Annotated in this window: 12 protein-coding genes; 3 read left to right on the forward strand and 9 right to left on the reverse strand. The window is 50.2% G+C overall.

Translation table 11 applies throughout. The features are described from left to right. Positions 1–18 precede the first annotated feature (18 nt). Positions 19–999, reverse strand: coding sequence for an aldo/keto reductase (locus M2403_RS15635; RefSeq protein WP_259229941.1), 981 nt, complete (start codon positions 997–999; stop codon positions 19–21). Positions 1,000–1,102: 103 nt separating this feature from the next. On the opposite strand from M2403_RS15635, the gene M2403_RS15640 reads away from it, so the two are divergent. Beyond that, positions 1,103–1,996, forward strand: coding sequence for a LysR family transcriptional regulator (locus tag M2403_RS15640; RefSeq protein WP_054888139.1), 894 nt, complete (start codon positions 1,103–1,105; stop codon positions 1,994–1,996). Between the two features lie 44 nt (positions 1,997–2,040). Here the strand turns inward: M2403_RS15640 and M2403_RS15645 are convergent, their stop codons facing one another. From M2403_RS15645 to M2403_RS15660, 4 genes are all read right to left on the reverse strand, one after another. Beyond that, positions 2,041–2,925: an aldo/keto reductase gene (locus M2403_RS15645; RefSeq protein WP_054888140.1), complete on the reverse strand. Its 885-nt coding sequence runs from the start codon at positions 2,923–2,925 to the stop codon at positions 2,041–2,043. A gap of 73 nt (positions 2,926–2,998) precedes the next feature. Next, on the reverse strand, positions 2,999–3,310 hold the full coding sequence (locus M2403_RS15650; protein ID WP_054888141.1) for a putative quinol monooxygenase: 312 nt from the start codon (positions 3,308–3,310) through the stop codon (positions 2,999–3,001). A 10-nt stretch (positions 3,311–3,320) separates the two neighbouring features. Further along, positions 3,321–4,094, reverse strand: a complete 774-nt coding sequence (locus M2403_RS15655) for an SDR family NAD(P)-dependent oxidoreductase (RefSeq protein WP_054888142.1) — start codon at positions 4,092–4,094, stop codon at positions 3,321–3,323. 70 nt (positions 4,095–4,164) lie between these two features. Further along, a complete protein-coding gene (locus M2403_RS15660) occupies positions 4,165–5,145 on the reverse strand; it encodes an aldo/keto reductase (RefSeq protein WP_054888143.1) in 981 nt (326 codons plus the stop codon). A gap of 132 nt (positions 5,146–5,277) precedes the next feature. Here M2403_RS15660 and M2403_RS15665 point away from each other — a divergent pair, with 132 nt between their 5' ends. Next, on the forward strand, positions 5,278–6,174 hold the full coding sequence (locus tag M2403_RS15665) for a LysR family transcriptional regulator (protein WP_054888144.1): 897 nt from the start codon (positions 5,278–5,280) through the stop codon (positions 6,172–6,174). Between the two features lie 186 nt (positions 6,175–6,360). Here M2403_RS15665 and ovoA read toward each other — a convergent pair whose 3' ends face one another. Together ovoA and M2403_RS15675 are read right to left on the reverse strand one after the other, a co-directional pair. Further along, the gene (gene ovoA / locus M2403_RS15670; protein ID WP_259230172.1) at positions 6,361–8,502 is read right to left on the reverse strand and encodes a 5-histidylcysteine sulfoxide synthase; all 2,142 of its coding nucleotides are present in this window, start codon (positions 8,500–8,502) and stop codon (positions 6,361–6,363) included. Between the two features lie 145 nt (positions 8,503–8,647). After that, entirely contained in the window at positions 8,648–9,763 is a 1,116-nt protein-coding gene (locus tag M2403_RS15675; RefSeq protein WP_405047832.1) for a tyrosine-type recombinase/integrase, read from the reverse strand. A gap of 390 nt (positions 9,764–10,153) precedes the next feature. Here M2403_RS15675 and M2403_RS15680 point away from each other — a divergent pair, with 390 nt between their 5' ends. After that, complete coding sequence (locus M2403_RS15680; RefSeq protein ID WP_217153644.1) at positions 10,154–11,701, forward strand: methyl-accepting chemotaxis protein; 1,548 nt, start codon at positions 10,154–10,156, stop codon at positions 11,699–11,701. Between the two features lie 62 nt (positions 11,702–11,763). Here the strand turns inward: M2403_RS15680 and M2403_RS15685 are convergent, their stop codons facing one another. Together M2403_RS15685 and M2403_RS15690 are read right to left on the reverse strand one after the other, a co-directional pair. Continuing rightward, on the reverse strand, positions 11,764–12,312 hold the full coding sequence (locus M2403_RS15685) for a GNAT family N-acetyltransferase (RefSeq protein WP_165060494.1): 549 nt from the start codon (positions 12,310–12,312) through the stop codon (positions 11,764–11,766). A 150-nt stretch (positions 12,313–12,462) separates the two neighbouring features. Further along, positions 12,463–14,010, reverse strand: a complete 1,548-nt coding sequence (locus M2403_RS15690) for a methyl-accepting chemotaxis protein (RefSeq protein WP_165060497.1) — start codon at positions 14,008–14,010, stop codon at positions 12,463–12,465. Positions 14,011–14,085: the final 75 nt, after the last annotated feature.

Raw genomic sequence — 14,085 nt, forward strand, 5'->3', positions numbered from 1 at the left:
CGCCGCTTCATTAGGTTATTAACGATTGATGGTCTGTTGCATTGCTGCTGTATAACGCTCGCCTTCTACCGGCATTTTTGCTAACAAGTCTGCGATTTCTTGCAAGTCAGCGCTGTTTAGTGACACTGACGCGCCGCCAATGTTTTCTTCGAGACGATGAAGTTTAGTGGTACCAGGAATAGGTGTGATCCACGATTTTTGGGCAAGCAACCAGGCCAGGGCAATCTGGCTTGATGTTGCGTGCTTGCGGCTGGCTATTTCACCAATCAATGCCACCAGACTGTGGTTAGCCTGGCGAGCTTCGTCGGTGAATCGTGGCAATACATTACGTACGTCGCCTTCCGCAAAGGCGGTCTTGCTATCAATTTTCCCGGCAAGCCAGCCTTTACCTAAAGGACTGAATGGTACAAAGCCAATGCCCAGTTCTTCCAGCGTCGGGATAATGGCCTGCTCTGGTTCGCGTGTGAACATGGAGTATTCACTTTGCAGCGCAGTCACTGGCAGAACCGCGTTAGCCCGGCGGATCATATCAACGCCAGCCTCAGACATACCGAAATGTTTTACTTTCCCTTCTTTAATCAAATCAGCCACCGTAACGGCGACGTCTTCAATCGGTACATTAGGATCAATACGATGCTGATAGAACAGGTCAATACATTCAATGTTCATGCGTTTCAGTGACTGTTCGGCCACAAGACGAATACGTTCAGGCGTGCTATCCATACCTGCCGTAGGAATACCGTTTTTAAAACCAAATTTAGTGGCAATCACTACGTCATTGCGCATCGGTGCAAGCGCTTCGCCGACCAGCACTTCGTTTGCTTCGCCGTAGGCTTCGGCTGAGTCGAAGAAGGTTATCCCCTGATCGTAAGCTTTACGGATAAGTGTGACCGCATCCGACTTGTCCATTGCTGGGCCATAACCAAAGGTCATGCCCATACAACCGAGGCCCAGAGCCGAAACTTCAAGACCACCCAAACCTAATTTGCGCTTTTGCATCTACATTCCTTATCCATCATTAGAGGTTTAAACCAGTATAGGATGGGTGCAGATATGACGGTAGGTGGTATTATCTTCATACCGTTATGACTGAGATTCATATATGTCGCGTATTGATTTGAACAGCCTGTCGAGTTTTATTCTGGTCGCAAGAGAACGAAGCTTTACGCGGGCAGCAGCTCAGCTGGGTATAACACAGTCCGCGCTAAGTCATACGATCCGTCGTCTTGAAGAGAAAATCGATACCCGCCTTCTTACCCGGACCACACGTGGCGTCTCCACAACAGAGGCGGGTGAGCGTTTGTTTAACAAACTTCAGCCGGTCTATGAGGTAATAGAAGAGGAGCTCAAAGTATTAAACGAGCTCAGGAAAAAACCCAGTGGTACAATCCGCATCAGTGCTCATGACCATGTCGCAAATACTGTGCTGTGGCCGAAAATCTCACCTATTTTGGTGAACTATCCAGCCCTGAATGTTGAAATCTCAATTGCGTATGGGTTTATTGATATCGTTGCTCAGCGTTTTGATGCAGGGGTTCGTCTGGGAGACCAAATCGCTAAAGATATGGTTGCCGTACGGATTTCCCCTGAGTTCAGGATGGTCGCCGTTGGCGCTGCTGAATATTTTAACACTCATAACAAACCGGTTACTCCATATCAGCTTACGCATCACAACTGCATCAATCTGCGTCTGGAGACTTACGGGGGACTCTATGCCTGGGAATTTGAAAAAGAGGGCCAAAAACTTGAGGTTCAGGTATCTGGCCAACTGACATTTAATACATTGCCGCAGCTGTTGGCTGCGGTGAAAGAAGGACATGGTCTTTGCTTTGTCCCTGAGGATGTTATCCAGGCGGATGTAGATGACGGGCATCTTGTTAAAGTACTGGAAGACTGGAGTCCGACATTTCCGGGATATCATCTTTACTATCCCAGCCAACGGCAACTCTCCGCCGGTTTTCAGGTGATTGTCGACTGCCTCCGTCACTCCCAGTAAATAAAAAAGGCGCAATTACGCGCCCGTGTCATTGAAGACATATATCAGTCCGGTATTTTGAAACCATAGGTGGCCAGATCCAATGAATCGGGGTCCGGACCACCACGAACGCCAGTTTCAAGTGCATCAATCGCTGCGATTTCATCGGATGAGAGTCTGAAATCAAACACGTCGAAGTTTTCGGTAATCCGGTGCGGTTTAACGGATTTTGGAATGGCGGAGAAACCGTGATCCAGATGCCAGCGAAGAATAACCTGTGCTGGCGTTTTCGAATATTTCTTCGCAATGTCAGTGATCACCTTATCTTCGAAAGGATTTTTCTCTGCATTGTTGTAGGTATAAGAACCTCCCAGCGGGGACCAGCATTGCGTGAGAATACCGTAACGGTCGTTAGCCGTACGCCATTCAGCCTGTGAATAATACGGATGAACCTGGATCTGATTAACAGCGGGGATGACGTCGGTTTCGGCAATCAGCCTGTCTAGCTCAGATGGCGTGAGATTTGATACCCCAATAGCACGCACTCGTCCTTCAGTCAGCAACTTTTCAGCCGCTTTATAAGCCTGAATGGTCTTATCAAACTCTGACGCCAGAGGCTGATGGAGTAACCAAAGATCCAGTTGCTCAATACCCAATTTATTCAGGCTGACATCGAAGGCGCGCAGCGCGGGTTCGTAACCGTAGTTAGTGATCCATAACTTGGTTTCGATAAAAATATCCGCGCGGTTAACGTCCGACTGTCGGATCCCCTCTCCGACTTCACGTTCATTAAAATAGGCTGCGGCTGTATCGATCAAACGGTAACCGGCATTCAACGCCGTCTTCACCGCTTCTGTGGTTTCTTCAGGCTTGGACTGGAAGACACCCAATCCGAGTGCAGGCATTTTCACGCCGTTATTCAACGTAATATAAGGATTTTTACCGTTCATATGAGTACCGTTTATCGTTGTATTGATGACATACGTGATGCCATCAACAGTAATAAAGATGAGGTGATTTTAATCAGTCGCTGACGCGGGTACTGAGGCTGATAGAGGGTCCATAGGTGAGCAGCGGCTTCAGCTCCATCATGACTTCTGCGACATGCGGGTTTTCGGCATGGCTGGTTACCGCGTCCTGGTTGACCCAACCGTCAATGATATAAAACGTGTCGGGCTCATCGATTTTTTGATAGAGATCGTAATACAGGCAACCTGCTTCCAGGCGTGCTGGCTCAACAAATTTAAGAACAAGTTCTTTAACGTGTTCACGATCCTCAGGCTTGCATCGCAGTTCACAGATGATGTGACGTTCTTCTGATTTTATTTTCTGCATTCCCATATCCTCAATTTTTACCTGCATAAACACGCGTCATCCCACCATCGACAATCAGGTCAATACCGCGGATGTATGTGCTTGAATCGGACACGAGGAAGATCAGCGCATCAGCGATATCTTCCGCAGTGCCCACGCGTCCGGCCGGAATTTCTGTCGAAACACGCTCTGCGTAAGAGGCAATATCGCTATCACTCATTTTTTGTTCGTTGCTGTAACCTTCGGTCGGCACCACACCCGGGCTTATTGTGTTGACCCGAATATTGCGACCTTTAAGATCCGTGGTCCAGCTGCGAGCCAGAGAACGTACGGCCGCTTTGGTCGCAGCATAAACAGCAAATCCAGGCAGTCCCATATCTGCTGTAATCGACGCATTTAGAACCACAGAAGAACCGTCACGCAACACGTCCAGCATGCTCTGCATAGTTAGTACAACACCTTTAATGTTGGTACTCAGTTCACTGTCGATCTGTTCTTCAGTCAGTTGTTCAAGCGGCGTGGCGTGACCACCGCCCGCATTAGCAAACAGAATGTCGAGATGTCCTTGCTCAGTTTTAATGGTTGCGGCCGCCCGCAACATGTCTTCTTTACTCGAGACATCAGCGCGTATCGCTCTCGCTGAAGTGCCCAATTTGCTTATTGCATCGTCCAGTACATTTTGGCGGCGGCCAGTGATATAGACTGTAGCGCCGTGTTCAATCAGCCGTTTAGCCGCACCGAAACCCAGCCCGGTTGTTCCGCCAGTGACCAGTGCGATACGGCCTTTAAGAGATTGAGTCGTCATGATGTTGTCCTCTCAAACATGAATATGGGATCTGACCGGCGACATCCTGCCGCCGGTGAAAAAGCGAGGCTTAGCGGTTGATGGATTTCATCATTGCAGCGGTATAGCGTTCGCCCTGAACGGGAACTTTTGCCAATACGTCAGCAATTTCCTGCAAATCGGCACTGGTGAGTTCAACCGTTGCCCCGCCAACGTTTTCTTCGAGGCGATGGAGTTTAGTTGTGCCAGGGATCGGTGCAATCCATGGTTTTTTGGCCAGTAACCAGGCCAGAGCGATCTGTGCCGGTGTGGCTTGTTTACGTTTGGCGACTTCCCCAATCAGCGTCACCAGATTGTGGTTAGCCTGACGGGCTTCATCAGCAAAACGCGGAAGACTATTTCGCACATCACCTTCGGCAAAGGCGGTATTGCCATCAATTTTTCCTGTCAGGAAGCCTTTACCCAGCGGGCTGAAAGGAATGAAGCCAATACCCAGTTCTTCCAGTGTTGGGATAATGACCTGCTCAGGCTCACGGGTGAACATTGAATATTCACTTTGCAGTGCAGAAAGTGGCTGAACAGAGTGTGCGTCACGGATAGCTTTGACCCCTGCTTCACACATCCCGAAGTATTTCACCTTCCCTTCTTGAATAAGGTCACGCACGGCACCGGCCACATCTTCCATTGGCACATTAGGATCAACACGGTGCTGGTAAAAGAGATCGATATAATCTGTTTTCAGACGTTTAAGGGACTGCTCAACCACGATGCGGATACGTTCAGGACGGCTGTCGAGGCCCGCCGCGGCGTTACCGTCCTTGAAACCAAATTTTGTCGCGATAACGATTTGGTCACGGAAAGGTGCTACTGCCTCACCCACCATTTCTTCATTGACCTGACCGTACGCCTCTGCGGTATCGAACAGCGTAACGCCACGTTCATAAGCTGCGCGGATAAGCTTGATGGCCTCAGCTTTGTCAGTTGCAGGGCCGTAACCAAAAGTCAGTCCCATACAACCCAGACCGATTGCCGATACTTCCAAACCACTGTTACCTAATTGTCGCTTCTGCATGTTGAGTCTCCTGTTTGTGGATTTGAACGCCTCACAAGCACTGCTTGATTAGGTGGCGTGTATTTACTTTAGGGGATGAAGCAGCATTACAGAAGTGGCATACTTAGATAACCGATATGAAGTGAATTCATAATGAACCATACAGACTTTAATCATCTTGCCGTTTTCATTACGGTCGCGCGCGAAAAAAGCTTCACCCGCGCCGCAGCACATCTGGGCGTTTCACAATCTGCAATCAGTCATAGCATTCGTGGTTTAGAAGAAAGGCTGGGGATCCGTCTATTGACCAGGACAACTCGGGGTGCGGTGCCAACAGAGGCAGGAGAGCGGCTTCTTGCGAATCTGGTTCCTTACTACGACGGAATTGAAACCGAGCTTGCGACTTTGGGAGAGCTACGGGAAAAACCGGGTGGCACGATACGCATCAGCTCTCATGACCACGCGGCAACCACGATCCTCTGGCCAAAACTCTCAAAACTGCTGAGGGAATACCCGGATATTACGCTTGAAATCAATGTTGACTATGGACTAATTGATATTGTCGCGGGGCGTTTCGATGCGGGTGTGCGCATCGGCGATCAAATTGCTAAGGACATGATTGCCATGCGAATTTCACCTGATTTCCGTATGGTGGTTGTCGGCTCTCCTGACTATTTTGCCCGATACCCTAAACCACAAACACCACACGATTTGACCTCACACAACTGCGCTAATCTACGGCTTTCAACACACGGCGGCCTGTTTGCCTGGGAGTTCACTAAAGAAGGGCAAGAATTACGGGTACAGGTTCCCGGTCAGATGATTTTCAATACCTCACCCCAGTTATTAACTGCAGCACTGGAGGGATATGGGCTGGCGTATGCCCCGGAAGATGTGGTGCAGAAAGATATAAGAGAAGGGAGACTGGTGGCGGTTCTTGAGGACTGGTCACCCATATTACCTGGCTACCACCTTTATTATCCGAGCAGAAGACAGGCATTACCTGCATTTAAACTGATATTGAATGCTTTAAAATTGAATCGAGTTTAATAAGAATCACGTGAAAATTGCTTTATATCCAGTCACATTGAAGGTGGTCGAAAGTGGTTTAATTTTAACCTAAACGTACAATATTTTCCGTTTCCCAAACGGAACCCTTGCAGGATAAATGTCCAGATAAAAAAACGGCCAATTTTCGTGACCGTTTGATATTTGTTGACTGAAATCAGCAGCGTTTTATCGCTTACGCCACAACGTAAGTTCTGCCAACGTGTGTTGGAATTTTCGGGCTGTTTCGCGGATAACAAACGGAATATCCTGCGGTGCCTGAATTTCTTCAAAGTCGCTGGCCAGCAGACGACGCAAAGCCTGATGCGTTGTCACCGCTTCTCCGTTCTCGCGGAAACCGCCAAGCCAGTTTTGCTTCGGCGTGAATTCTTCCAACCAGGTATACGGCGAGGACAACATCAGCACCCCGCCACTGCGGATCATCGGCGTGATATCTTTCAGAAAACACGCGGGTTCACGCAAACGGTCCAGTAAATTCGCGGCCAGAACCAGATCATACAGTTCGCCCTGCGGCTTCAGGTTACAGGCATCCCCCTGCACAAAACTCACGCGCCCGGTTTGCTCTGCATCGATATTCACTTCAGACAATGAGGCCTGACAATAATCGACCAGCTCACCCTCTTCCGGAATAACATAACGACAGGCTTCGCCGCGAGCCAGCGCTAAAGCAACATCAATAAATCGGGCCGAATAATCCATTCCGACAACAGAATCAAAATGTCGTGCCAGCTCGAAACTCGCGCGTCCGGTCGCACAACCTATGTCCAGCGCCCTTCCGCGCAAACCGACATTTTTCACCGCAATATCAACTAGTTGCTCAGCATAATTAGGCACATCGAAATGACGCGGCCCGTACTGGAAATCCAGATACTGCGCGATCAGGCCGTCCGTTTCGTAAGGATTCACCGTCTGTAGTCCCTGATGACCGGATATCACATACCGGAAACCGGCGTGCTGGAAAAAGTGACGACGAAACGCATAACGCGAGGATTTCAGGGCTTCATTACCGGTAGAAATCCAGCTTCCGCCTTTAATCATCGAATGTTTGCCGTCAAACGTTGGCGTGGAAAAGTCATCATAAAGCGGATGCACGCGGAAACCTTCAAAGCCGCTGATCGGCGTGGACGCCCATTGCCATACATTCCCCACGATGTCGAAGAAATGCCCCTGCGCAAAATGGTCGACCGGGCATGACGACGCCCACCAGGCGAGGTTGATATTCCCCGGTGCAGTTTCCCAATCAGGCTGGTCACCTTGTACCTGATTTCGCAAAATCATCCATTCAGCTTCCGTCGGCAACTGCACGGATTCGCCCGTTTGTGCCGCCTTCCAGCGACAAAATGCTGCCGCTTCCAGCTGATTCACTTCAACCGGCCAGTCCCACGGCATTGCCACTTCTTCAGTCATTAACCGAAGTTTCAGTTGCTCCGGTTCGGTTGCCGAACCGACCCAAAAAGTCGGCATTTCGGCCTGAGCAAAGTCCCGCCATCCGGCGCCTTCTTCATCCCACCATTTTGTGTCCTGATAACCGCCGCTTTCTACAAATGAGAAATACTCTGCGTTACTGACCAGCATTCTACTGGCGCTAAATGCCTGAATTTTATGTGTTACTGAACCGTATTCATTATCCCAGCCGTAAGTGTCGTCCTGCTTACCTAACGTGACAACGTCACCTTTTATCGCCAGCGTTTCGTTTTCTGGTACGGTCTGACGGTCATGCCGGGCAATGTCGCATGCGGGCCAGTGCGGCTGCGGGGTGACCCAGCTCACCGGCAACTGACGGATCAGCACGCTGGAGGTTTCCAGATGAATACGTTCATGCTCGATACCCATCAGAATCACCCATGCCGGGCTGTCCCAGCCAACGGGAAGCGTCAGCGGCATCGACTCAATAATGCCGAGAACTTCTTCGCGAACTTTGTCGCGATATGCCCGTAAGTTGCTGACAGTGGGCCAGTTATAATTCTGATCATCGAGATCGTCCCAGCTCATTTCGTCAACGCCGATCGCCAGCATCGCCTCGATATGGGAATCGATACGCTGCGGGATCAGCCCCGCCGCCATGAGTTTATTGATGTAAAAAGTAGCGGTATGGCCGAAATAGAAAATGAGCGGATGCCGCAGTGAAATCGCTTTAGTGAAATATGCACGTTCGTCGGTCAGGCAATCAAACAGGCTTTCATAGAGCTCCCATGTCTGAATAAAGTAAGCGCGAATTTCCTGACGCTTTTGTTCCGCGGTTCCGGTACTCAGCAGGATTGTCCGGGTCGGTTCGGGTAAACCGGCCAAGTTCGATTGTGGTGAATGCATCATAATTTCCTTAATCTTCTGGCAACAACGAACAATATCCAAGTGTAGCAGTTCAGCTTTGCAAACCGTGCCAGCGAAGGTTTGGGGCGTTGCCCGGCACGTTTACAGATGAAGATGAATGAGCCTGAAATTCATTTAAGTGACGTTATCTTTCCATATAAAGCAGCGAAATTTCCGGAAGTTCCAGAGACTCGCCTTCATATTTGTGGCGTAAATCGAAGTAATCCGGGGCGTCAATAATGCCCTTTATATTGTCAGAAAATGCTTCGAGCGCTTGTTTCATCTGCGGTAAATAGTCGTGAGTGTCGTAAACCCTGTCGATGCCTTCCAGCGAGTGATTCATAATTTTGCGGGCAACATCGTTGGGGACATTGAGGGACGATAATTTGGAACGTGCAGTCCTGCGTAAATCGCGGGTCGAAAAAGCATCGATGCCCAGGCCACGCTCGGCGCGCAACATCCGACGGATCACCTGCGTAATTGCGCCTCTGGATAACGGTTTCTGTGCATCTTTCGGGGAAGGAACTAGCCAGGCACTGTCTTTCGGGCTGGCATCTAATAAGGCATTGATGCAAATAATCGCCAGCGGCGGCAGAGGCAGACTGTGATCGCGAGCTGATTTGTTTCGGGTGCCCTGCCGCCAGACGCCAATTCGCAAATTAAACTCGTCTTTCCGCGCGCGGATCACTTCATCCGGCCGTCTTGCGGTCAGCAAACACAGACGTAATGCCCACCGACATTGTTCTGAAATATCCCATAAATCAAGACCATGCCAGAACACCCATATCTCAGCATCGGTCAGCGCCCGTTCGCGCGGCGGTGTGTTACGGCCACCGACATCACGGCGTTTCATGGAACTCAGCGGCGAATGTGCCAGATAACCCTGTGTTTCTGCCCAACCAAAGAATTGCTTACACAGCGCAAAAACCCGTTTGGCTTCCGAAATTTTCCCTTCGGCCAGCAAAATATTGAACAACCGGTTCAGGCGCAGGCGCGAAATTTTGTTCAGCGGGACATCCCCGATCACCGGCAGCACATGTTTCATCAAAGAAGAGACGGCGATTTCCGGACGACGTCGGGTCAGCATCAGCGAAAGTCGGATCCAGATATTGATCACCTGCCGGACCGTCGCATTACCCTCTTCGTCAAAATCGTCCAGTTTCGCCAGCGGTGTCATTTTGACCTGCTGAAGATAGGCCAGAACGTGGCGGCCTACATTTTCGGCGGCAAAATCCGCTTCGACTTCTGTTCCTGAAACCACATTGCCCGCCCGCTGAATTCCATCAGAAAAATCACAGTGCGCAGTTATAGCAAGCCTGCGAAACAGAGGCAAAATGTTTGTGACTCCAGACCTATTAAGTCTGGAGTCACAGAAAGAATGAATAAAGAAAAATGAAGGAGTTATGACGGAGATTGGCGCCTGAAGCATTGGTTATAAAAACAGCACACATAATGATATAGCGCATATTTTCGACTGAACACATCGTTGTAGCTTATAAATTGGCGAAAATATCTCCCGTTTTGCCACCTGAATACATTAATTTCAATAACGTGCTTTCAGCCCTAAAGAAAATTTTGGTTATGCCGACATCTAAAGAGTTAAACCTCTTTTATCTCCTCCAAATCGCAGTCTGGCCATGGAAATGTCACTATGCGCAATAATCAACCTGTATCACAGCGGGAATATCAGTACCCGGACGACGCTACATTGATGTCAACGACTGACGCCGACAGCCATATTACCTATGCCAATGATGCTTTTATTGAAGTCAGCGGTTTTGCCAGTGAAGATATTATCGGTCAGCCCCACAATATTGTCCGGCATCCCGACATGCCGCCGTCGGCTTTCAAAGATATGTGGGCCACATTGCAGCAAGGTTTTCCCTGGACGGCGCTGGTAAAAAACCGCCGCAGAAACGGCGACCATTACTGGGTTCGGGCAAACGTGGTGCCGATTATTCGTGGCGGAAAAACCAAAGGCTATCTTTCTGTCCGGACCAAACCTACCGCGACCGAAATTTCTGACACTCAGGCGCTGTATGAGAAAATGAATCGTGGTGAACTGAACAACCGCCGGTTGTTCAGGGGCCTATTGATCCGCACCGGCATCACCCGTCCGTTCTCAATTTTAAAAACACTTTCTGTTCGCGGACGGATCCGCAGCGGGCTCTTTGCTTTATTCCTGCTTAACTCTCTGGCAGTTTCCACACTCACTGCGTTGCCATCGGCACAGTTGTATTTGGCGTATGCGCTCAGCACTTTTTTTGTTTTGCTTTTAGGCTTCTGGCTTGAATGGCAAATCACGCGCCCGGTCGAACAACTTTGTCATCAGACATTGCGGGTTGCCAGCGGGGCGAGTCATACGATCACACCGATGGAACGCGTCGATGAAATTGGGATGACGCTGCGCTCGGTTGGCCAGCTCGGCTTGATCTGCCGGTGGATGGTGGACGACGTTAACGATCAGGCACACAAAGTTCGCACCGCCAGTGAATCTCTGGCAAACGGAAACGAAGCGCTGAGTCAGCGGACTGAACAGACCGCCGCGAATGTTGGCGAGACTGCCGCCGCGATGAATGAAATGAGTGCGACCGTTGAAAGCAATACGCAAACGGCCGCCGAAGCCGATAAACTTTCGCTGACTGCCAGCGCCGCAGCTGAAAAAGGCAGTAACGCAATGCAGGGAGTTGTCGGCACAATGCAGGAAATCACTGACAGCTCGCAACAGATTGCGACCATCACCAATGTGATTGACGGCATTGCATTCCAGACCAATATTCTGGCGCTGAATGCGGCAGTCGAAGCTGCCCGCGCCGGAGAACAGGGAAAAGGATTTGCGGTGGTGGCCGGTGAAGTTCGCAGTCTGGCGCAACGAAGTGCAAGCGCCGCCAGCGAAATCAAAAGACTGATCGACACCAGTGTGGAGACTGTTGTATCGGGATCAAAGCAAGTCGATCAGGCCGGTAAAACGATGGCGGAAATTGTTTCTCAGGTGAGAAATGTCTCGTCGCTGATCGGGCAAATCCGTAACGCTACCAGCGAACAAAATCTGGGATTACTGGATATCGCCAAAGCCATCGAGGAACTCGACCGGATCACTCATCAGAATTCCCTTCAGGTTCAGGAAGGCGCACACGCTTCCACCGGTCTGAAACGACAGGCCGACCGGCTGGTGGAAGCCGTCGGCGTCTTCAGATAATTTGTTGAAATTCGATCACGTTCAGCACCAGATACGGAGATTTCGCCGAATTTGGTGCTGGGTTATTTCCCGACTATGTTTCTGACCTCCCACTCTGACGCCAGCAAAGCATACAAATATTCACTGCACCATTCCCCTTTCAGAAAGCAGTTTTCCAGGAAACATCCTTCCCGCCGAAATCCTGCTGACTCGAATAACCGGTAACTGCCGTGATTGCGGATATCGGTAACGGCGTACACGCGGTGCTTTTTAAGATGGTCAAAAAGATATGTCAGCAACAGATTTAATGCGCTCTTTGCAATCCCTTTTCCCTGCCATTTCGGATCAAGCGTTATGCCCAGTTCCACCTGGTAGTCGTCGACAAAATGCAGCCCGAAATCACCCACCATGCCGGATTCAGCGTGTTCGATCGCAATCTGAAACCAGTTATCCGGCGTACCAAAAGGAATTTCATTCATCTGTTCAAACAACAATTCCGCCTGCGGACGGGTGAAATATTCCCAACTTTGATAACGGGCAACAGCGGGATCCTGGCGATAACGGGTGAAAGCGTCGAGGTCGTCATGTTCAAAGTGACGCAGACTGAGTAAAGGTGAGGCCAGTAAAATCATAGCGTTTGCTCGTGAATATATAGGATAATTAATCCGTTATATCAAAGTGTTATTCATTGTGAAACAGTTTCCGTATCAATAAAAAAGCCGGACAAGATTTTCCCTGTTCGGCCTGATTTATCATAATTCCCGATCAGTCCGCTGCCGGGCTCAGGCGTTCGTCAGCCTGAATGCAGAAACCGAACGGGTCAGATGAAGCACCTGCTCTTCCAGTGAAGCCGCCGCCGCCGCCGATTCCTGCACCAGCGCCGCATTCTGCTGAGTCACGCCGTCAATTTCTGTCACGGCCTGCTCAATCTGACTGATCCCCCGGCTTTGCTCATCGGACGCCGTCGAAATATGTTCCATCAGAACATCAACCTGCGTAACCGACGAAATGATTGCCGAAATAGATTCGCCGGTACGGGACACCTGATCCGACCCTTCCTTTATATTGGCAACCGATTCAGAAATCAGACTTTCGATTTCTTTTGCCGCCACCGCACTTCGCTGCGCGAGACTGCGCACTTCGCTGGCGACCACTGCAAATCCGCGACCCTGTTCGCCAGCGCGTGCGGCTTCAACCGCGGCATTCAGCGCCAGAATATTGGTCTGGAAAGCGATGCTGTTGATGACGCCTGTAATGTCTTCGATCTTTTTAGAGCTGCTGTTAATGCGCCCCATAGTTCCGATCACGTCCTGCGCCACCTTCTCACCCGCGCGGGCATTTTTTACCGCTTCGCGCGTCAGACCGCTGGCCCGGCTGACGTTTTCGGTATTTTGTTTTACCGTCGCGCCCAGCTCTTCCATGCTGGAGGCAGTTTGTGTCAGCGCCGCGGCCTGTTGTTCGGTACGCGAAGCCAGATCGATATTGCCTGCGGAAATTTCTTGCGACGCATGCGCGACGGTATGGCTGGTGTCACGTACCTGCCCGATAATTTGGGTCAGGGACTGGCGCATATGTTCCATCGACTGCATCAGTTCTTCAATTTCACTGCGGGAACTGTTTTTAAACGGTACCGGCGTATCGAGATAACCTTCTGCAATTTTGCGGCAATGATCGCGCGAGCTCAGCAGCGGAGTCAGAACAAAGCGCTTGAGTAATAACAACACACTAATAATGATGATCAGGAACAGCAAACCAAACGCAATCGTCAGCCCGATACCGAACTTGAAATTGCCCTGCGCGTCGCTGTTAAGATTTCTTGCGTACTGCTCATGCAGCGCCAGCACTTTATCCAGCACCACTTCGTACTGATGGTCCAGCTGTACCACCGCCGGGATCCGCGCTTTGAACTGCGCCTGATCGCCCGCTTTCGCCGCGTCAATCAACGGTTCGATCCCGTTCTGACGATAGTCCTGATAAGCCGTGCGGTAAGCCTCCGCCAGTGCATTTTCGCCCGGTAGTTTTGGTGCATTTATGTAAGCCTGAAATGCGGCGTCCGCTTTTCCCATCACCTCACTGACGCCGTCCAGAGAAGTAGCAGACGGCTGGCCGCCGTTGTTTTCAATCTCCTTCATATACTCCATCACGCGAACACGCGAGGTACGGCTGTGGTTGATCGGGTCAATGATGGAAAGCACCACGCGGATTTCTTTATTCACGTCATCCAGGGACTGATTGCTCTGCGTCAGCAACCAGACGTTTGAAATCATGCTGGTAAAAAAGAGAGCAAAAAGAACAACTAAAACAAGCAAAGAAGACTTTTTAAGCGACATCAATACATTCTCAAAATGGGGCTGGAGTCTGTTTATCGGCAATTTGCACCAGATGTTTAACATTCTCATCGCCCT

This window comes from Rahnella sp. BIGb0603, from assembly GCF_024808755.1.
GTDB lineage: Bacteria > Pseudomonadota > Gammaproteobacteria > Enterobacterales > Enterobacteriaceae > Rahnella > Rahnella contaminans.